General features: G+C 52.6%; 18 protein-coding genes and 1 tRNA gene. 6 read left to right on the forward strand and 13 right to left on the reverse strand.

Annotated elements, in window-relative coordinates:
- A partial coding sequence (locus OEW58_10375; protein ID MDH5301755.1) for a hypothetical protein occupies positions 1 to 839 on the reverse strand: 839 nt, incomplete at its 3' end.
- 467 nt (positions 840 to 1306) lie between these two features.
- Positions 1307 to 3097 carry a hypothetical protein gene (locus tag OEW58_10380; GenBank protein ID MDH5301756.1) on the reverse strand — a complete coding sequence of 597 codons (1791 nt, stop codon included), beginning with the start codon at positions 3095 to 3097 and terminating at the stop codon, positions 1307 to 1309.
- Between the two features lie 302 nt (positions 3098 to 3399).
- On the opposite strand from OEW58_10380, the gene OEW58_10385 reads away from it, so the two are divergent.
- Positions 3400 to 4026: a response regulator transcription factor gene (locus OEW58_10385; protein ID MDH5301757.1), complete on the forward strand. Its 627-nt coding sequence runs from the start codon at positions 3400 to 3402 to the stop codon at positions 4024 to 4026.
- A 21-nt stretch (positions 4027 to 4047) separates the two neighbouring features.
- Positions 4048 to 5829 carry an ATP-binding protein gene (locus tag OEW58_10390; GenBank protein ID MDH5301758.1) on the forward strand — a complete coding sequence of 594 codons (1782 nt, stop codon included), beginning with the start codon at positions 4048 to 4050 and terminating at the stop codon, positions 5827 to 5829.
- Between the two features lie 126 nt (positions 5830 to 5955).
- Here the strand turns inward: OEW58_10390 and OEW58_10395 are convergent, their stop codons facing one another.
- The 9 genes from OEW58_10395 to rlmJ form a co-directional block, all read right to left on the reverse strand.
- Positions 5956 to 6684, reverse strand: coding sequence for a hypothetical protein (locus tag OEW58_10395; GenBank protein ID MDH5301759.1), 729 nt, complete (start codon positions 6682 to 6684; stop codon positions 5956 to 5958).
- A 130-nt stretch (positions 6685 to 6814) separates the two neighbouring features.
- Positions 6815 to 7588, reverse strand: coding sequence for an rRNA methyltransferase (locus tag OEW58_10400; protein MDH5301760.1), 774 nt, complete (start codon positions 7586 to 7588; stop codon positions 6815 to 6817).
- 88 nt (positions 7589 to 7676) lie between these two features.
- A complete protein-coding gene (gene rlmM / locus OEW58_10405) occupies positions 7677 to 8744 on the reverse strand; it encodes a 23S rRNA (cytidine(2498)-2'-O)-methyltransferase RlmM (GenBank protein MDH5301761.1) in 1068 nt (355 codons plus the stop codon).
- Between the two features lie 136 nt (positions 8745 to 8880).
- A tRNA-Val gene (locus OEW58_10410) sits at positions 8881 to 8956 on the reverse strand.
- A 103-nt stretch (positions 8957 to 9059) separates the two neighbouring features.
- Positions 9060 to 10247: a multidrug effflux MFS transporter gene (locus OEW58_10415; protein MDH5301762.1), complete on the reverse strand. Its 1188-nt coding sequence runs from the start codon at positions 10245 to 10247 to the stop codon at positions 9060 to 9062.
- 92 nt (positions 10248 to 10339) lie between these two features.
- On the reverse strand, positions 10340 to 11539 hold the full coding sequence (locus tag OEW58_10420; GenBank protein MDH5301763.1) for an ABC transporter permease: 1200 nt from the start codon (positions 11537 to 11539) through the stop codon (positions 10340 to 10342).
- Positions 11539 to 12216 carry an ABC transporter ATP-binding protein gene (locus OEW58_10425; protein ID MDH5301764.1) on the reverse strand — a complete coding sequence of 226 codons (678 nt, stop codon included), beginning with the start codon at positions 12214 to 12216 and terminating at the stop codon, positions 11539 to 11541. The genes OEW58_10420 and OEW58_10425 overlap by 1 nt, the downstream gene beginning before the upstream one ends.
- A gap of 55 nt (positions 12217 to 12271) precedes the next feature.
- The gene (locus OEW58_10430) at positions 12272 to 13459 is read right to left on the reverse strand and encodes an efflux RND transporter periplasmic adaptor subunit (protein MDH5301765.1); all 1188 of its coding nucleotides are present in this window, start codon (positions 13457 to 13459) and stop codon (positions 12272 to 12274) included.
- A gap of 82 nt (positions 13460 to 13541) precedes the next feature.
- Positions 13542 to 14387: a 23S rRNA (adenine(2030)-N(6))-methyltransferase RlmJ gene (gene rlmJ, locus OEW58_10435; protein ID MDH5301766.1), complete on the reverse strand. Its 846-nt coding sequence runs from the start codon at positions 14385 to 14387 to the stop codon at positions 13542 to 13544.
- Between the two features lie 234 nt (positions 14388 to 14621).
- Here rlmJ and OEW58_10440 point away from each other — a divergent pair, with 234 nt between their 5' ends.
- Complete coding sequence (locus tag OEW58_10440) at positions 14622 to 16637, forward strand: PAS domain S-box protein (GenBank protein ID MDH5301767.1); 2016 nt, start codon at positions 14622 to 14624, stop codon at positions 16635 to 16637.
- 10 nt (positions 16638 to 16647) lie between these two features.
- Here the strand turns inward: OEW58_10440 and OEW58_10445 are convergent, their stop codons facing one another.
- Positions 16648 to 16992, reverse strand: a complete 345-nt coding sequence (locus tag OEW58_10445; GenBank protein ID MDH5301768.1) for a hypothetical protein — start codon at positions 16990 to 16992, stop codon at positions 16648 to 16650.
- 170 nt (positions 16993 to 17162) lie between these two features.
- Entirely contained in the window at positions 17163 to 17663 is a 501-nt protein-coding gene (locus OEW58_10450) for a hypothetical protein (GenBank protein ID MDH5301769.1), read from the reverse strand.
- A gap of 196 nt (positions 17664 to 17859) precedes the next feature.
- Between OEW58_10450 and OEW58_10455 the strand changes: the two genes are divergently transcribed.
- The 3 genes from OEW58_10455 to mnmH all read left to right on the forward strand — a co-directional run bounded on the left by OEW58_10455 (position 17860) and on the right by mnmH (position 21388).
- Entirely contained in the window at positions 17860 to 19107 is a 1248-nt protein-coding gene (locus tag OEW58_10455) for a TIGR03862 family flavoprotein (GenBank protein ID MDH5301770.1), read from the forward strand.
- 127 nt (positions 19108 to 19234) lie between these two features.
- On the forward strand, positions 19235 to 20287 hold the full coding sequence (gene selD, locus OEW58_10460) for a selenide, water dikinase SelD (protein ID MDH5301771.1): 1053 nt from the start codon (positions 19235 to 19237) through the stop codon (positions 20285 to 20287).
- A 6-nt stretch (positions 20288 to 20293) separates the two neighbouring features.
- Positions 20294 to 21388 carry a tRNA 2-selenouridine(34) synthase MnmH gene (gene mnmH, locus OEW58_10465; protein ID MDH5301772.1) on the forward strand — a complete coding sequence of 365 codons (1095 nt, stop codon included), beginning with the start codon at positions 20294 to 20296 and terminating at the stop codon, positions 21386 to 21388.
- Positions 21389 to 21560 lie beyond the last annotated feature (172 nt).

Genomic DNA, 21560 nt, shown 5'->3' on the forward strand with positions numbered 1-21560 from the left:
ACCGTCATGGTCGCACCAGTATCGATCAACAAGGAGGCTTCGGTGCGCCCGTCCAGGGTCACCGGCAACAAAAAATGCCCGCCCTGGCGCTGCAGATTAATCACCACGTCATTGCGCGCCAGTCGGCGAAATTCCAACTGCCGCAGCAACTCGCGCCGCTGGCTGTCAAACTGACCATCGGCAGCCAGCAATTGCAAATACTGCCGCGCCTGAGATTCGTGCCCCAAATCAATACTCAGCGCCGCCATTTGCACTACATAGTCGAGTCGCTGAGCATCCTGCGCCGCCAAAAACTGCCAGAATTGCAATTGCGTCGCTGCCGGCTGCTGACGAAGCTGCACCTGATACTCATCCACCCAGCGATCAATACGACGCTGATTCTCAGCCAGTTGCGCTGAGCGATACTCGTATGAACGCAGCCGAAACAGCGCCGTCAGTGCAGCCTGAATTTTCCCCTGCGCCTTGAACAAGGTAGCCTGCAACAGCAACGCATCCACATCGCGAAATTCCCGCCGCAGATAGCGATCAAGCAACTCATCCGCCCGATCCAGTTGTTTGCTATCAAGCAGCGACTGAATGTGCATCAGCAAACGCTGGCGAAACGGTTCAGGCTGCGGTGCCTTGGCAAGAAACTCCAACGCCTGATCGGTGGCTCCCGAACTAAGCAACAAAGCAAACAAGGTATCCGCCGAAGGCGCTGGATCGGTCGCAAGCGGCACAGCCTCAGGCACAACCACCGATGTCGGCGCAGTCACTGGTGCTGGCAACGCGGTAAACTGCCACGCATGCAGCCACCAACCAATTGCCACGCCCAACATCGCACCCAATATAAATTTCATCCAAGCCCACCCGCTGTCGACTCCGATACTAGGCTAGGTTATCGGTCGACATAACGAGAGTAAACAGCAATACGCGGAATGACAGACCGATGACACGCCGATGGTCAACAGGCATGAAGACTCTGACTTTTGCTCCGCTGAGTCTGAGGTAATCTGAAATATCTGTTTGCCAGCAACATCACCGCCCATGCAGAATACAAACAAGATCCCTACCTCACCCTGCCTAGTATCAACGGCTCATTGGCCCAGCCCATGTACCGCGAATGGCAAGGAAGCTACGGCAGTTGCAACGGCGCGCAATACTTCACCTATGTTCCTCATCTGTTCCCGGATTTATCATCGCAGGTCATCAATCTACCAGCTGAATTTCAAACCAAGATAAACTGGTGATTATCCATTCTGAAAAATAATAAAGCCCTGAGTTGGTGACTCAGGGCAGTTATCATCAGCAGAAGGCAAACTGCAATTTACCAATATCCCTTTATGTCACCAAGCTTGAGGTAGATTGCCGACAAACAATCACTGCTATTACTCGCAATCGTGTCGCCATTACCATCTCGTTTATCCGGCAAAGAGCAATCTGACGATGTCGTTCTGATGTAAGTATCAAGTGCCCCGTTACCCACGAACAGAATTGCGTCATCGCTATCCATTACAAAATCCCCAGGTATCAGCGCAGACATGGTATTGCCATTCGAATTTAACAGAGCTTCATTATTGTCATCAACGACGCGATCAATAGATCCGTAATTTTGGTGAATCTTAGTTTGATGAGGAATAATCAGCTTCAAGCTACCTACTTCGTCTTTATTTTCACCTAAGCGGAAATGTTCAAAATACACTTCCCAGTGTGTGTCGAATTGAACATCAGAAAGGTAAGTCACTTGCGATTTATCGACCAGTTTGTCTGATCCGGTACGGACAAACTTCAACTCCACAGTTTTTCCGGCAGCCTCACCTTCCAAGTCCTCGGCCAAAATCAGTATCTGCTTCCCAGCTTGGCGCCCTTTACCATTTCTTGGCACAAAGAACGAACTCGATACTACATGCACAGCGGGATCGGATTCTATACTGACAGTTATGGCTGAATCTTCCGTTGTTTCATAGGTCGACGTTTTTATGTCGTCGACATAATGCGTCATATAACCAACATGGTAGTTTGAAAAAAACCCGCGCTTTAAAGTTATGTTGGCAAATTTTTTGATGCGTGCTTCCATGACTCCGCCATTAAGCGATTCCCACTTATCACGAACAATACTCGCTGCACCACCAACTACCACCTGCTCACTTGAAAGCTCAACTGACATGGACCCAGTTTCGCATCTGACGAAATACGCTTCATCAGCTTTCAAGCCGCCTTTGATAAAAATGGCCTCAATTGGTTTGTACTTTGCCTTGAAAGTTTCATCTGAATCAGGCAGAAACTTTCCATCGATATGTATATCTTCTAAGATCGCGTAGGTAGCAGAATCATCAACAACATCCCCGCCATCATTGATAACATAACGAACCCTTCCTTCAGCGATCGCCGGTCTGATGAAATTCACCCCATTTCGTGATCTCTCAATTACGACATACAAACCCCAAAGGCTTTCCATATCCATTTCAACAAACCACTGGTCATTGCTATAACCGGAAAAGTCCCAAATTCCGCCCCCTATTTTTATCCCAATAAAATCCGCCAAGGCAGTGGTATATTTAATGCTGATTTTTCCTGATGCCGATGAATTCATCGCCTGAACAAGTTCCAAATTACTGACCACAAACTCACAATCAACATTGGACTCACAAATAGACGCATCAATCGAATAAGTCAGAATATTTTTGCTTCTTTCCTTCAAGGATATTGGTAAACTCCCCGTGGATTCATTCACCTCAAACAAGCCAAGAATTGACTCCGTAACAAAGGAAGTCGCATAAAATCCGGCTGGAGCGACTGCTCTGTTAAACTTGAACGCCCCAGGAACGGGAATCTTATCTTCAAGTTCTGAAGCCGCCTCGAATTGATCCACCATCGTTGCTGACAACAAACGCATCTTTGACATCGATTGAATCAAAGACTGTAATGCCTGATCATCGGAAATGTTAATTTCCTCATCAGCCAGATAAAATCTGGACTCATCTATCGGCGCCAATTCTCCAGCCTTCACTTTCTGGCCATCTTTCTGCAAATTTTCCTCAGCAAGTTGATCCAGATTGCACGCAGCAACCAGAATACTCACCCCCACCAATGTCATTATTTTCGATACCACATTCATGACACACTCCTTCAGCAGATGATCGCCTGGTTTAAATGACAAATACTGGCACAGATCACATTGATCACTTTATGTACCGACTTCTTGAAGCAATCCTAGCCTCAAATGGGGAGTAAACATATATGAAATAGTGCGTATGAGGATTGTCATATAAAGCATAACATAATGATTTGTATTGAAATTATTGAATACATGCTGCACAAAACCAGGTAAAAACATCAATCCCTACCACCTTAGTATGAGTAATTTCATATTTATTTTTTATAAACAATCCAGCATCATCCCAGCATGAGGATAAATGCATGAATATTTTACTTGTTGATGACCACGCCCTATTTAGAGCGGGTATGCGATATGTTCTAAAAGAACTCGATCAGGACATGACACTTCATGAAGCCAATGAATGTAAACAGGCCCTAGAGCTGGTTGGCACGCTGACGAATCTGGACCTGATTCTGCTTGATCTCAACATGCCGGGAATTAAAGGATTTGCCTGTGTCAACCAGATATTGCTGTCCGCCAAAGATGTTCCCGTCATTGTTCTAAGTGCAGATGATAGACTAGAAACGATTCACCACGCGAAAGAGCAAGGTGTACATGGCTATATCCAGAAATCCGACAACTCCTTGGAGATGCTCAAAGCCATCAGAGACGTTCTATCAGGAAAACCAAGCTTTCCCCTGGGAGAGACCACTTTCTCTTCTCAATGCCAAAACATCATTTCCAAATTGACTGCTCGACAAAGAGAGATTTTGTCACTAATCGTCGAAGGAAAAGCCAACAAGCAGATTGCTGCAACCCTGGGCATTACCGAGGGAACAACACGCATCCATGTCACAACAATATTTAAGGCACTGGGCGTACGATCACGTTCTGAAGCTATTTACAAAGCATTAGAACTAGGATTGAACTACAACGAGAATGCTTAAAAGCAATAACTGAGGCAAATCTTGATCGATAGTGTACTCAAAGATAGACAACCAGATCAGCTAAGTGAAGTTGAATCAATCTCTATTCGTCGATCACGAATAGATGCACTCTATCGATTTCACAACATATCAATAGTTGCCATATATCTCGGCCCTATTCCTCTGCTTTGGTATATCCTCACCAACACAGAAAGCCACTTCACCATTCTGGCCTGGATTACGGCACTTTTTGTTGTTAATACATTATTCCTGCTTGTCAAATTCTTCCGCGAAAAAAGCCCTGATCCTACCGCCAACATATGGCTGATATTAGTCGGAATAAGAGCATTAACCATTGGAAGCATGCTAGGTGCCATTCCCGCGCTCGTCGATAGCGAAGATGTTTTATTGCACATGGTGCTGTTGATATTTTTATCTTTCTACATCGTGGGCGGCGTGACCGTATATTCGCCGTTTTGGAAATTCCTGTTACTTTACAACATACCCATCATTACCTTTGCTGCAACACATGCAGTAATAAGCGGCCAAGCATCTTTGGTTTTCATCGGCTACACCTATTACATATGGATACCTATCACTTTTGTAATGGTTCGCGCATTTGGAAAATTCATCAACAATGCAATTTTCCTTGCCCACAGCAATGACACTCTCGTTGTAAAATTAGCAAGCGAAAAGAAAGATGCCGAACAGGCCAACCTGGGAAAATCCCGCTTTATTGCCGCCGCCAGCCACGACCTGAGACAACCACTCCATGCATTGAGCTTATTCGGCAACCAACTGGACAAAGTAAATAGCGATGAAGCAAGGGCGACCTTACACAAGGAGATCAAATTATCCATAAAAGCACTTAGCACCATGTTTGACGGGCTTCTTGATATTTCTCGCATTGATTCCGACAAGGTCTCTCCGAAGTTGGGAGACTTCAAATTAAACGACATTTTCGACAATCTCCAATCGGAGTTTCTATCCGCTGCCGAGGTTAAAAACATTTCGCTACGTTTTATCCCAACCACCGCATGTGTTCACAGCGACAAAAACATGCTGGATCGAATATTAAGGAATCTCATTTCCAATGCCATTCGTTATACAGACAGCGGAAAAGTCCTTATTGGCGTGAGGCATATCGGTAAAAAGATAAAAATCCAGGTAATCGACACGGGGATAGGCATTGAGGATTCACAAAAAGATTTCATTTTTGATGAGTTTTATCAGATCGGAAACTCAGAGCGAGATCGCGAGAAAGGTATTGGCCTGGGTCTGGCCATTGTCAAACGACTAGCCACGACCCTTGATCATGAAATATCCGTTGATTCCATTCCAGGCAAAGGTTCCTGCTTCTCTATCACCCTTCCTTCTGGAAACAGCGAGAAGGCTTGTTGCGAATACAAGCATGATACCCGCGAGACCAAACTCGATAATTATATTGCGCTAATCATCGACGACGACACCCACATTCTCGCAGCCATGCGTATGACATTGGAAAACTGGGGATGCACGGTTTTCGCTGCTGAATCTGGTCAACAAGCCAAACAAGTTCTGGATAGCGAAGGAATCCTGCCAGATATATTTATCGTTGACTATCGTTTGCGCGACAATGAAAAAGGCTGTGAAGTCATTAAAAAACTAAGAACATACTTGAACGAAGAAATATCTGCCATTTTGCTTACCGGTGATTTGGAGCTCAACATTCAAAGGAATGAAAAGTTAGCCAATGTCACTCTTTTACACAAGCCTGTTGACCCTTTAACCCTAAATAACACGCTGGTAAGCTTACAGAAAGCTTCGTCGAATTCTGTCGAATAGCTGCCATCATTATTTTCGCCAGAGACCATCACATAAATCCATAAATGGTTATTTCAGGAGACGAAATGACCACACATCACCACTAAAACTCCGCCACCCCAATTGCGAAAACAGCGGACATAGATTTTACTTAAAACGCCGCTTCGTTAGCATAAACGCACAATAAAATAAATTACCAAAGGTAACCGGCAATATGACAAGAAGGCCATCGCCCTGTGGAAAGCCGGGATTGTGTTTAATGAAAAAATCCACATCAGGGTAACGCAAGGACTGCCAGTATTCAACTTCGTCAACCTTGCCGCGGGTAATCCAACCGCTATGCATGGCATCAGCAGAACCACTCAATGCAGGACTCATCTTGAAGCTTTCAAAGCATGCATCGCGCAGCTCTCGATATTGCTCAGGCATCGCCTGTTTTGGAGAAGGAAACATCCTTCGAAAATATCTATAAAACAGGTGATAACTTGAGGGATGCACTAGCGATTCAAAGTAGAAAACAGGTTTAAAAGGGTGGCGAAACTTGTAACTCAGCACCTGCAACAACCCGAAAGAAAGCGTCGTCAGGCGTCGTCGATGCATCTCCATCATTCCGGCGTCAGAACGAAATACTGTGTAGTTTTTTCCGGCAAAATTGATCTGATAACGATACAGAACACAAAAGCCAATATCGTTTCTCATCTCATCCTGAAAAAAACGAATTCGAATGTCCTCTGCGGCTGTTTCAAAAACGCTTTTTTTTACCTTTTCCTTACTGACACCCTCGAAAATTTTCTGAAACAATGCATAAAATCGATCGACGAGACGATCACGCCGGACTGGATCTAAACCATGTACAACATATGTTTCAAAACGCACGCACCCACCCAAAGCAACGTAAATTCAGTGAAGTCCATTCTGTAAAAAATCGCAGCGGTGTTCTTTCGTATTTTCCCTTAAAAACCGAGGCTAATTTCACTTTCTAGATATCCAATGATCAGCCATCAACTCACCCACCACTCTGCTGCCGCTGAAACTCCGCCGCCAAAATTGCAAACGCCACCGAGACATTGAGGCTTTCGACGCGGCCAGTACCGGGTACAGAAATTTTGCCGTCGGCGAAGTTACGCATGTCGGCGCTGACGCCGGTTTGTTCGGCGCCCATCACCAGCACGGTACGCTGTGGATAGGGCTGGCTGTAAATCGACTTGCCATCAGCGGCAGTGACCAGCAGTTTGAAACCGAGCTTTTTCAGATCGGCCAGCGCCTTGTCGCGGTGCAGCAGATGAATCAGTTTCACCTGCTCGGCTCCGCCTTCGGCCACCCGGCAGGCTGAAGCCGACAAACGCGGCAGTCGTCCGCTTTCGCCCAACAGATAATCCACACCCAGATGGGCACAGGTGCGGACGATAGCCCCAAGGTTATGCGGATTTTCCACGCCGTCGAGGTAGGCCAGCAGCATCGGCCCACGCTGTTTTTCCAGCGTTTCCTTGAACTGTTTGTAGCCCATCGCCGCAGGTTCATTGGCCAGCAGGCAAACACCCTGGTGGTGAATGGAATCGGTCAGGCATTCCAGTTCGTCGTCACCGACGATGTGGTAGGCACGGCGCTGGGCTGCCGCCCATTTGAGCAAATCGCCCAAGGGTTTGAGATTATCCTCGCTGAGGTAAATGCGAATCACGTCCTGTGGCCGGGCGCGCCACAACGCCAGACAGGCCGCCAGTCCGTAGTATTTGATTTCTTTACGGGGAGCCACGCGGGAAGAATCGGATTTGTTGTTCATGGCAAATGTCACAGCAGAGGCGGTCGGCACGATGCCAACCAGCGAGGCGCATAGGATACACCGTTTTGCCATCGCCCCCTAGGCGACATCAACGCCGTTGGGTGGTGACGCAGACTGTGATTTCTTCGCGATCGTGGTACAGCTGTTTGGCGCGTAGTTGATGCTCAATGCCAGCCTCGCACAGACGTTCCTGTACCAATTCCAGACAGCGCACCACTTCCAGATAGCGCTTTTTCATCGGCAGTTTGAGATTGAAAATCGCGTAGCGGCACCAGCCTTCGGCCAGCCATTGCGCCATCAGGTCAGCGATACGAATGGGCTGCTCAACAATGTCGCACACCAGCCAGTCAACACGCTGTTCCGGACGAAACCGAAAACCATCCGCCCGCAAGTGCTCAACCTGACCTGTGGCCATGATGCCCTCGTCGATGGCGCCGTTGTCGATGGCGGTCACGTGCAAACCACGCGATACCAACTGCCAGGTCCAACCACCGGGACAGGCCCCCAGATCCACCGCTCGCATGCCTGGCTTGAACAGATCGCGTTGCTGCGCGGGAGTGAGCAAACACAGAATCGCCTCGTCGAGCTTGAGCGTTGAACGACTGGGTGCCTGACGCGGAAAACGCAGTCGCGGAATACCCATCGACCAAGGCGAATTATTATCGCGCGCCATGTAGCCAACGTAGGCAGCATGACTGCTCATAAAACAAACATGGATCGCGATGCCACCGTGCTCGGCCTCGCGCAGCAGGCCACGCTTCTTCAACGCCATGGTCAGCGGCGTGTGCAAACTGCGGCAAAGCGCCTGCAGCTCTTTGGCCTCGTTGGTGTCGGGGGTTTCCAGCCACAGTTTGCTGGCTGGCTGCGGCAGTGTCTGCAACGTCTCCAGCAATCCGGAAACGCGGTCAGTCACATCCAGCTCGTTGCATAGCGCCAGCAGCACAAACCACTGCCGGACAAAAATCAACTGCTCAAACCGCAGTTCCTGCACCAACCGCTGCACATCTTCGGCGACATAGCACTGAAACACCACATAACCGGAATCGGGCTTGGCCTTGGCAAAACCGGCAATCCCCAGCTTGGCAGCCTGATCCTGCATTTCAGCCGCGCACTCGCCCTCAAAGCCAGTGCGGCAATACAAAAACACGCCAATCATGCAGATACCGCCTGCGCTGTCATCATCTTGCCCCTAACGTTGCCGAGTCCCGAACTATACACTACCGCGCGTACCGTCCCGCCAAATCCGTGGCAAAAAAAACGGCCTGTCCAACAAAGGACAGGCCGCCGAAAATTGGTGGGTGGTGCAGGGATCGAACCTGCGACCCTCGCCTTGTAAGGGCGATGCTCTCCCAGCTGAGCTAACCACCCGAAGAACGGGGCGAATTATACGGCAGCCAAAACAAAAAACCAGTAGAAATTGCTACGCAGTGAACTTGTTGCGCGATGTTTGGCCAAAATGCTCAAGAGCTGTTCAGCGTGCCGGCGGAATGCGCCACCACAGCAGCAATGCCAGCAGCACCAGCAGCACCTGCCCGGCCGCCAGATACAGCGGCAAAATCGCCAGCAACGGCACCACCACACTGGCCACCACCGCGTTACCCATCATCTGCACAAAGCCGTGCATGGCCGAAGCCGCACCGCGATTTTGCGGAAAGCAGTCCAGCGACAACACGGTGAACACTGGCATCGCCATACCGATACCGCTGACGTACAGCACCAGTGGTGCCACGGTAAAAAACAGCATGGGTGGCAATAACCACGCCTGCAGCAAATTGCACACAGCACCCAGCGCGATCAGCGACAGCGCCAGTTTCACCGTACGCTCAGGTGGCCAGCGGTGCGCCAAACGACTGCTGACCCACGAACCACAAATCATGCCTACAACCATGGGCACGAACATCCAGCCGAACTGGTGACTGTCCATCCCCAGAAAATCGAACATCACCGTCGGCGCACCGGCGATGTAGAGAAACATGCCGCCAAAGCCTGCGGCCACAATCACAATCAGCGACAAAAAACGGCGATGAGTCAGGGTGCGCACATACACTCGCGTCACATACAGCGGATGAAACGACTGGCGCAACGACGTAGCCAGCGTTTCCGGAATATAAAACAGCACGATCAGCAACATCACACCGCTGAAAATCGCCAGAAAATAGAACGAGGCATGCCAGCCAAACGCATCCTGCAGCCAACCGCCGATAATCGGCGCAATGGCCGGTGCCACTGCAAACATCATCATCACCTGCGCCATGGCCTTTTGCGCATCGGCCGGATTGTACACATCGCGAATCATGGTGCGTCCCGCTGCCAGTCCGCCACCGGCGGCGACACCCTGCAGCAGGCGGAAAAACAAAAACGTGGAATAGTCATCGGCCTGTGCACAGCCCAGCGAGGCCAGCACATACAGCAACAAGGTGCCAACGATCACCCGCTTGCGCCCCAGACGATCAGACAACGGCCCCCAGAACAGCGTCGAAATTGCAAACGCCGCCAGATAAAACGCCAGACTTTGCGACAACAGCGCGCGGCTAATGCCAAAATCCGCTTCAATCGCCGGGAACGATGGCAAATAGGTATCGACGGTGAACGGCCCGATCATCGAAATCAGTGCCACGAGAACGATCAGCCCCGGAATGGGATGGTGGGTACGGCTCAACAGAAATCTTCCTTAGGCGTGGGCAACAACAAGACCAGAGACAACTATCATACCCGTTTGCTTGTCCACCCCGCGGGCGGGGTAACAAAAATTTATTCGTGGCGCAGCGCGGCAATCGGGTCTTTGCGCGCGGCCTTGCGTGCGGGAAAATAGCCAAACACCACGCCCACTGCCGCAGAAAAACCAAATGCCAGCAAAATTATGCCTGCATCAAACATCAACGGCACACTCAGCAGACTGGCCAGCAATGCAGACACCAGCAGTGCCAACACAATGCCGATAATGCCTCCTACCGACGACAACACCACCGCCTCCACCAAAAACTGCGTCTGCACCTCGCGCTCCAGCGCGCCAATGGCCAGGCGTATGCCGATTTCACGCGTCCGCTCCGTGACCGACACCAGCATGATGTTCATGATGCCAATGCCGCCGACAATCAGACTGACTGCCGCCACCGCGCCCAGCAACGCGGTCATCACCTGGGTCGCACCAGTCATGGTTTTCGCGACTTCTTTCATGTCGATAATGGAAAAATCATCCTCGTCACCCGCATCGATGTGGCGTCGCTCGCGCATCAATCTTTCCACATCCTTGGTAGCCTTGTCGGTGCTGCCGCGCGCCGAAAGATAAATGTGACTGAGTTCCTGGTTGCCCGACAACAAACGCCAATGGGCACGCAACGGCATCAGCACCACGTCGTCCTGATCAGACCCCATGGTCGACTGGCCTTTGCTGGCCAGCACGCCAATCACTTCGCAGGCAACCTTGCCCAAGCGTATCGTCTCACCAAGCGATTGCTGCGCGGCAAACAATTCACGCCGCACAGTTTCGCCAATCACACACACCGGCGCACCGGCGCGCTGCTCGCCATCACTGATCACCCGTCCCTGCGCCAATGGCCAATCACGCACCCGCAGATAATCGTTTTCCATGCCCATCACATTGGTCGACCAGTTGCTGCTGCCATACACCACGGTCAGCGGTTTGCCGGCCACACCGGCCACAGCAGCCAGCGATGACAATTCCTGACGCAAGGCTTCGGCATCGTCCAAGGTAAGAGGTCGTGAGTCAGCACGCGAGCCCTGCATAAAACGCTGCCCGGTGCGCAGAATCAGCATATTGCTGCCCAGACTTTCGATCTGCGCCGTAATTTTTGCGGTAGTCCCATTGCCGATGGTCACCATGGTAATCACCGCCATCACGCCGATGATAATGCCCAACATGGTCAACGCCGAGCGCATCAGATTGCGGCGAATTTCGCGCAGCGCCAATGACAACGCACTCCACCACATCAGCGACGCTCCTCATGATGAATCCGGCCATCGCGAAAATGCACCGTGCGCTGCGCATAGGCCGCCACATCGGCTTCATGCGTCACCATGATGATGGTGAGCTGGCGCTCGCGGTTCAAACGCGCAAGCAATTCCATAATTTCGTGACTGCGGGCGCTGTCCAGATTGCCGGTCGGTTCATCGGCCAGCAACACCGCCGGCTCAGTCACCAGTGCGCGCGCAATCGCCACCCGCTGTTGCTGACCACCGGACAGCTCTGCCGGCGTGTGATTTTCGCGTCCCAGCAAACCCACGGCATCCAGCGCCTGCATCGCCCGCTGATGGCGCTGCGCACGCGGCATGCGCCGATAGATCAACGGCAGCTCCACATTTTCCAACGCGCTGGTGCGAGTCAGCAGATTGAATCCCTGAAACACAAAACCGATGAAGTGACGACGCAACAACGCCCGCTGATTGCGAGTTAAATTGGTCACCGGCTGCTGCTGGAACAGATATTCACCCGAACTGGGCACATCCAGACAACCCAAAATATTCAGGCAAGTGGATTTGCCAGAACCGCTGGGACCCATCATCGCGATGAATTCGCCGTGCGCCACCTGCAGATGAATGTCATCTAGCGCCTGGACTGTTGTTGCGCCCTCACCGTAGGTTTTGCCCAAGTGACGCAGCTCAATCATTTGGCCGGTTCCTGCACATCGACCAACAAGGTCATGCCCGGCTGCACGTCCCCACTCAGAATCTGACTGCGGCTGCCATCACTGGCACCGACGCTGACCTCCATCGCCACCGGCTGGCCCTGCTGCAGCGTCCACACCTGATGCGGTTTGGCCGCAACCGCATCAGGTCGCTCGCGATTGCGCCAGCGTGGAAATAATTTTTCCATGAAGCTGCCGCTTTTCTCGGTTTTGAGTCGCGGCGGTTCAAAGCGCAGCGCCGCATTGGGCACCAACAGCGCCTGGCAATTTGCTGCACGGTAATGCGCGCCGTGGCCGTCATGCCCGGCCGCAGCAACAACGCATCGTTGTTCAATGACAAAACGGTCTCATAACTCACCACGCCGCCTTCGGCCATGGGAGCCAGGTACACCTGCTCAATGCGCGCAGCAAATTGACGTTCGCCATAGGCGTCGACATTAAATACCGCCTGCTGGCCAATCTGCACTTTGCCGATGTCGGCTTCATCCACCGCCACGCGCAATTCCATCTGCCGCAGATTTTCTGCCAGGGTGAACAACACCGGCGCCTGCAATGAAGCCGCCACTGTCTGCCCCGGTTCAACCTGACGTTTGAGCACGATGCCATCGATAGGCGAACGGATTTCCGCTTTGGCCAAGCGAGTCTGCTCCAAATCCAGCGTCGCCTTGGCCTGCGACACCTGCGCCCGCGCACTGGCCAGATCGGCCGAGGCACGCGCATGAACGGCCTGTAAGGTCTCCAGCTCCTGTGGCGAACAAAAACCTTGCGGTGCCAATGACTGACAGCGCTGCAGTTTCAGTTCACTTTCCTGCAGCGTCGCCTGAACCTGCAACACCTTGGCCTCAGCCACCTCCAGTGCGGCACGCATCTGCAGCACCTTGGCTTTCTGTTCATCGGTATTCAATCGCGCCAGCACCTGCCCCTGGCGCACGCTGTCATTATTGCCCACCAGCACCGCATCGACCCGGCCAGACACTTCGCTGCCCACATCGACCTTGTTCAATGGCTGCAATCTGCCAGTGGCAGTGACCAAAATAGTCAGATCGCCCTGGCTGGCCTCGGCAGTGACGTATTGAATATTCACGCGCTGCTCGCCCCGGCCAAAAAACAGCCATCCCAGCAGCAGGATGAACACCAGCAACACCAGCCAGGGCCAACGACGTCGTTGTCGACCTTGGGCCAGCACCTGCTGCACTGAGGTGGGGGGAAGCGTGGAGTGATTCATCAGCGGGGCAAACTCCAAAGATTGGACAGAACCAACATCATAACGCGGAAATCAGCCGAATGAAGCCGGCGCAACGCCTTGGTTATTCAGCATCGCTATGTTTGAGTTCCCACGAGGCTGTCGTATCTTGTGCCAGCACATCGCACAAATACGGCAACAGCGTGCGCAATTGCTCTGCCAGGGTCCACGGCGGATTGATCACCCACATGCCGCTGCCATGCATGCCAAAGCCATCGGCGCGTGGAGCATGCACGGTCAAGCGGGCATGCAACCAGCCTTTCACCGGCAGTTTCTGCAAGCTGGTGAGCATGCGCTCCACCTCCAGCCGCTGTAGCTGAGGATACCAAACGGCATACACGCCTTGCGGAAAACGGGTCAGGGCATCTTTCAGGGTTTTGACCACCGCGACGTATTCCGCCGCCTGTTCATACGGCGGGTCGATCAACACCAATGCACGACGCGGCGCAGGCGGCAGCAAGCCCTTGAGCCCCGCCAGGCCGTCCTGCGGATAACAGTGCACCTGGCGACTTTTGCCCAACGATGCCTGCAATAGCGGAAAGTCCGTCGGATGCAATTCAAACAATTGCGCCTTGTCTTCAGCGCGCAGCCACTGCTTGCCTATCCAGGCCGACCCGGGATATTGGCGCAGCTCGCCTTGCGGGTTGAGCATTTTGATCTGCTCGACATAGTGCTGCAGCGCCGGTGGCAAATCCGTGCGCTGCCACAGCCGAGCGATGCCGTCGACGTATTCGCCGGTTTTGCGCGCATAGTCGCCCTGCAAATCATAAACGCCAGCTCCGGAATGGGTATCGATGTACCACAGCGGCTTGTCTTTCTGCGTCAGGTATTCCAACAACAGGGTTTGCACGGTGTGCTTGAGAACGTCGGCATGATTGCCGGCGTGAAAGGCATGGCGGTAACTAAGCAAGGCGCATCTCCACAGAATCAGACCCACTATTATACTGGACGCGTCAAATAAAGCTGCCGAGTTTCATGTACAGAAGCCAAAGGGGGAAGTCACAATAAATCCGTAGCACTCACTAACACTTCATCTTGCCTCAGAACCATAATTATTTTGTGGTAGTAAATCGATCAGTTAAAGTAGTGCAGTGACGATATCAACTAGAATTTCTCTCGCAAAAAACTATGACCGGAGCATCGCTTGAGCGATTATAACCACCTCAGTAAAGAACAGCTTGTCGCCGCGCTGCAACTTGCTGAAGCTCGCATAGGCAAGTTGGAGAACACGGACGCCCTGTCCCGTTCAGTCATTGATACATCACCAGTACCCTATGCCATCAACGATGATGATCAAAATATCACCTTTCTCAACCCGGCATTTATTCGCGCCTTCGGTTACACATTAAGCGACATTCCCAAACTGGCCGATTGGTGGGACTTGGCCTATCCCGACGAACACTACCGATTCTGGGTTTCAGAAACCTGGAAAATCCACTTGGATCGCGCCAGGCAAAATCAAACGCCGTTTGAGCCGCTGGAACTGAACGTACGCTGCAAAGATGGCAGTTCGCGCACCATTCTCGCCAGCGCTGCTCCTCTGGGCAATAGCTATGGCAACAAGCATCTTGTGATCCTGTTTGACATCACCGATCGCAAAAAAAATGAAATCCGTCTGTCCGAGCAAGAAAAAGAGCTCATGGACATCATTGATCACCTGCCCAGCATGATCTTCCTCAAGGACGCCAATACGCTACGCTATGTGCGCTTTAATAGCGCTGGTGAACAGCTCACCGGGCTGAATCGCGAAAATGTAATCGGCAAAACTGACTATGACCTTTTTCCCAAAGCCCAGGCTGACTCCTTTACCGACCGCGATAAAATCGTGTTAAGCACCGGAGAAATGCTGAATATTCCGGATGAGCCCATCGACACGCCCCACGGCACCCGCAGCCTGCACACGCGCAAGCTGGCCATTTACAACAACCAGGGCAAACCCAAATACATTCTGGGCATTTCCGACGACATTACCGATAGAAAAATTGCCGATGCCGAACATCAACGCATGCAACGCGAATTGCAGCAAGCACACAAAATGGAATCTCTCGGCCATTTGACCGGAGGCATCGCCCATGACTTTAACAATCTGCTAGGCATCATTCTCGGCTACACCGGGCTGGGACATCAGCGCAGTCAACACGACAAACAGGAAAAACTCGCCAATTACTTTAACCAAATCAAAATTGCTGGCGAGCGTGCCGCCAATCTCATTTCACAAATGCTGGCATTCAGTCGCAACGCCCCGACCAACAATCAACCCATGTTGCTTGGCCCGGATCTGAAAAATGATTTATCGCTGCTGCGCGCCACCATTCCCAGCAGCATCCACATTGACAGCTACATCGAAAATAATTTGCCGCCGGTTTCCATGAATCCGACCCAGCTCAACCAAATTCTGATGAATCTTGCGGTCAATGCACGAGATGCCATGCAAGGCAAAGGTCGATTATCCATCCGCCTGGGCTGGGCAAGAAATCTGAACATTGAGTCCAGCGTTTCTCACCAGCCCATTACCGGTGACTGGATTGAACTGGCGGTCAGTGACACCGGCTGCGGCATTCCCGGCGACATCATCGAAGACATCTTTACGCCATTTTTCACCAGCAAAGGCGTGGGCGAAGGTACTGGCATGGGCTTGTCGGTGGTATATGGCATTGTCAAAGGCTGCAACGGCCATATTCAGGTTGAATCAAAGGTCAATACAGGCAGTACCTTCAGAATTTTTTTCCCACCGCTGCTTAATACTGTTTCTTCCAAAATCAGCGACAGCGAAACTGAAGATGACCTAAAGGGCAACCGCCAGGTTGTGCTGGTCGTGGATGACGAGGAAAGCCTTGCCCGATACGTACGTGAGCTGCTGCTCAGCTACAATTACACGCCAGAGATTTACACCGACAGTGAACAAGCTTTGGCTGCCTTTGCCCAGGCACCTGACAAATTTTCACTGCTGATCACCGATCAGACCATGCCCGATTTGACTGGACTGGAGTTAATTGAGGAAATCCGAAAAATCCGCTCCGAACTGCCGATCATCCTGTGTACCGGCTACAGTGATGTGGTCAACCCGGAAAAGGCCGAACAATTGGGTTTTGAATATTTGCAAAAACCGCTGGATCATCGCCTGTTGCTCAGTAAAATCCAGGAACTTGCCTCCCCCTGAGCAATATTGCTCAGGAAGTCTCGCTATCCAGCACCGCCGTCACAGTACGCCGAACCGACAGGCGACACTGCATATCGTCAAAGGCGCGCTGCACCAGCGCCATCATGGCCTCTGATCCATGCCTGCCACTCGCCTCCAGCACAATCTGCAATGACTCACTGAGCAAAATCACATCAATCACCACCCGGCATTTATCATCTTTTTGCCAGGGTTGCTCGCTGGCTTCCACCATTACCCGACAACTGACAATTTCAGCATACAATTGCTCGAAACCATCAACGCGACGAAAAATACTTTCATCCAGCGCGGTCTGCGGCTCTACATAGCGATAAATAATTTGTAACGGCAAACTCATTACCCATCCTCCGCCCATGCTCCTGCAAGTATAGAAAAATCCCGCAGGCTATATTTGCCTGGATGATGTTTAATTCCCGCGAAATAACTACAGCATCTATCGCATCACACTCAGCAGCATAAAAAAATCCCGCAGCATTGGCGGGATTTTTTTCGGAAAATGACGACCGGTTAGCGACGTCGGCGCGGCGGAGGATCGTCATCTTCCTCCTCATCCTCGTAATCGTATTCTTCCTCGTCTTCTTCGTCTTCTTCGTCTTCTTCGTCTTCTTCGTCTTCTTCGTCTTCTTCGTCTTCGTCGTCGTCGTCGTCGTCGTCGTCGTCGTCGTCGTGATCATCCTCGCTGCCGAATTCATCTTCCAGCGCTTCTATCGCGTGATCGGGATCAATTTCCACCCAATCAACTGCATCGTCAAATCGACGCAACAATAATTCGCATTTGTGAACGAATTCTGCGGGCGGCTCGGTGATTGACTCATCCCACTGCACACCAATGGTGGCAAATTGATCATCGTCGGATTCATTCCACATGATGCCCAGTTGACAGCCTTCGGGCAGGGTACCGACCACGTGTTTCAGGTAAGCCAAACCCATTTCCAAACAATGAATTTTCCACTCACGATCATCCGGAGCATGCCCTCCGCCACAGCAACCGATACTTTCCCAGCTCATCCCTCTCTCCTGAATTTGATTGGTCTTGAACGAATCTGCCACTCACCACATCGCGATAGCATACTCAATTTCCGGCCATTGTCGACAAGCTGGACGCTGAACTTGAACAGCATTTTTGCGGGTAGCCCATTGGCGACAATCGCTGGCCGCAGCGCGCAAAAAACATTACCATCGTCGTTTTTTAGTCGCGCAGTCCATGACCCATTCCCCCACCACCATCGACTCAGTCGCCATCATCGGCGGCGGCCCTGCCGGCCTGATGGCCGCCGAGGTTTTGCTCGCTCACGGCATCGAGGTGGATTTATACGACCGAATGCCCTCGCTGGCGCGCAAACTGCTGATCGCCGGGCGCGGTGGTCTCAATTTGACCCACGCTGAACCATTCGCCGATTTTGCTCGCCGCTATCAGCACCGCCAGCCGCAGCTCGAACCGATGATTGCTCAGTTTGACGCCAACGCCCTGCGCCACTGGTGCGATCAGCTGGGCATTGCGACCTTTGTCGGCAGTTCGCAGCGGGTGTTTCCGCAGGATTTCAAAGCCGCACCGCTGCTACGCGCCTGGCTGCATCGATTGCGTGAACAGGGTTTGCGTATTCATGTGCGCCATCGCTGGCTGGGATGGGACACCAACGCCGCACTGGTGTTTGAACATGAAAATCAGCGTAGCCAGGTCCAGCACCGCGCCACGCTGCTGGCGCTGGGTGGTGGCAGTTGGGCCAAGCTGGGTTCGGACGGTCAATGGGTGGCAGTGCTGCAACAGCAAGGCATCACAGTTGAACCACTGCAACCCAGCAACTGCGGCTTTGAAACCCGCTGGAGCGAACATTTTCGCCAACACTATGCCGGCCAGCCGATCAAATCAGTGCGCCTGCACTGCACCGCCGTCGACGGCCAGCCCTGGCAACACGACGGCGAATTGATGATCACCGAACATGGCCTGGAGGGCGGCGCACTGTACGCCCTGTCCACACCGCTGCGCGATCGGATCACCCAGGATGGCGAGGCCACCTTGCTGCTGGATTTGCTGCCAGCACGCAGCGGAGCACGCCTGCAACAAGACCTTGGCAAACCGCGCGGCAAATTATCGCTGGCGCGTTTTCTGGAAAAGCAATGCGGACTCAAGGGAGCCAAGGCCAATCTGCTGCGCGAAGTGCTGCACGGCGACCAGCTCAACGACATGGCGCTGCTGGCCAAAACCATCAAAGCCCTGCCGCTGCGTCTGCACGCCACCCGACCACTGGACGAAGCCATCAGCAGCGCTGGCGGCGTACCGTTTGAGGCGCTGACGCCGCAGTTAATGCTCAAACAGCACCCGGGCGTGTTTCTCGCCGGCGAAATGCTCGACTGGGAAGCGCCCACCGGCGGCTATCTGCTCACCGCCTGTTTTGCCACTGGCCGCTGGGCCGCCCAGGGCATACTCGACTGGCTGGCCGAAACCGCCTGACGCCACGCGCCAGCCAGCACCAATTGGCCATTTTTTACTGGCAAACACCGACCTGCATCGTTTGCCGCTGCGGGGTTTTGATAGTAAAGTGTCGCCTCTTTCACGAACCCAGAAGTGCTGATCCGAAATGTCAAACTGCGCCGACGTCAAACTCACCGAATACAGCCACGGAGCCGGTTGCGGCTGCAAAATTTCCCCCAAGCTGCTGTCCGACATTCTGGCCTCGCCCAACCGCGCCACGCCGCCACCGCAATTGCTGGTCGGCTATGACAGCAAGGACGACGCTGCCGTCTACGATTTGGGCAACGGCACCTCGGTGATCAGCACCACCGACTTTTTCATGCCCATCGTCGATGACCCGTTCGAGTTCGGCCAGATTGCCGCCACCAACGCCATCAGCGACGTGTACGCCATGGGCGGTCGCCCACTGATGGCGATTTCGATTTTCGGCTGGCCGATCAACAAACTCGACGCCGACGTTGCCGCCCAGGTGATCGAAGGCGGACGCCGCGCCTGTGAGCTGGCCGGCATTCCTCTGGCCGGCGGTCACTCGATCGATTCGCCCGAACCCATTTTTGGCTTGGCGGTGACCGGTCAGGTCAACAACGAACACATCAAGCAAAACAATCTGGCGCAACCCGGCTGCGTGCTGTTCCTCACCAAGCCGCTGGGCATAGGCATTTTGACCACGGCGCAAAAGAAAAAATTACTGCGCCCCGAACACCAACGCCTGGCACCCGATGTCATGTGCCAGCTCAACACCGCCGGTCAGCACTTTGGTCAGCTGCCACAGGTGAAAGCCATGACCGACGTCACCGGTTTTGGTTTGCTCGGCCATCTGCTGGAAGTCTGCGAAGGCAGCGGCGTGCATGCCACAATTGATTTCGCCGCCGTGCCCACCTTGCCGGCGATTCGCGAATACCTGGAACTGGGCTGCTCACCCGGTGGCGCGCAGCGCAATTTCGACAGCTACGGCCACAAAGCCGCACCGCTGACGGAAATGCAGAAAAAAATTCTCTGTGATCCGCAAACCTCCGGCGGTTTGTTGGTTGCCGTCAGCCCGGACGGTGTCGACGCGTTCCAGCAAGTCGCCACGCAACTGGGCATGAGCTTGCAGCCTATTGGCAAACTCACCGCCGTGACGCCAAGCGCGCCGGATATTTTTGTCAGACTGGCCTGATCCAACATGGAATTACCACAACTCGATGACTACCAGGCACTGTTTCTGGCAGACACTCCGCTGCTGGACGTGCGCGCACCGATAGAATTTTCTGCCGGCGCCTTTCCAGGCACGACCAATTTTCCGCTGCTCAATGATAGAGAACGCGAAATCATTGGCACCGCCTACAAACAGCAAGGCAGGGAATCCGCGATCGCACTGGGCTACTCCATGGCCACTGCCGAAGTTCAGCAACAGCGCGTCGCACCCTGGGCAAAATTTGTCGCGCAACATCCGCAAGGCGCGCTGTATTGTTTTCGCGGCGGCATGCGCTCCAAAATTTCCCAGCAATGGATTTTTGAAAACACCGGCATCGTTTATCCGCGCGTCAAAGGCGGCTACAAAGCCATGCGGCGTTTTTTGCTGCAAGAAATTGAAAACTGCGCGCAGAATTTTCAAATCACTTTGCTCAGCGGTCGCACCGGCAGCGGTAAAACCATGCTGTTGCAACAACTGAAAAACCAGATTGATCTGGAAGCCATCTATCATCATCTGGGATCAGCATTTGGCAATCGCCCACTGCCGCAACCCTCGCAAATCGACATCGAAAATGCCCTGGCCATCGCGCTGTTAAAACACCGGATCAACAAATCATCGACGCTGATTCTGGAAGACGAATCCGCCAGCATTGGTTCGCGTAAATTGCCGGATGTGTTGTTTGCGCAAATGAAACAAGCCCCGGTGGTCATCGTCAATGTCGACATCGCCACGCGGGTAGAAAATATTTTTCAGGAATACATCGTCACTGCCTACCAGCAGTATCAGTCTGTTTTTGGCGAAACCCAGGGCCAGCAAATCTGGGCAAATCATTTGTTCAATTCTCTGGAAAAAATCAAACGCCGTTTGGGCGGCGATCGCTACACCGAAGTTCACAACCTGATGACTCAGGCGATCGCCAACAGCCTGCAACACCAACAACACGACGATCACCGCGCCTGCATCGAATACCTGCTCACCCACTATTACGATCCCATGTACGATTACCAGCTACAGAAAAAACAGGCCCGCGTCGTGTTCACCGGTGATAGTTCCCAAGTGGTTAAGTATCTTCAGGCGTTATAGCCACACATAAAAAAACGGATGCCTTAGCATCCGTTTTTTATTTATTCCCGTGGGATGCGCTGTGCGCTACGTAGCACGAAGTCTGAGCACAACGGTAAGCCCCCCATTTTTACATTGCACAAAAGCCACCTCCAATGTTGAATCGCCTTAAAAACTTGTTACACTGAGCCTC

This window comes from Gammaproteobacteria bacterium (assembly GCA_029884425.1).
In the GTDB taxonomy this organism is placed as follows: Bacteria; Pseudomonadota; Gammaproteobacteria; order S012-40; family S012-40; genus JAOUHV01.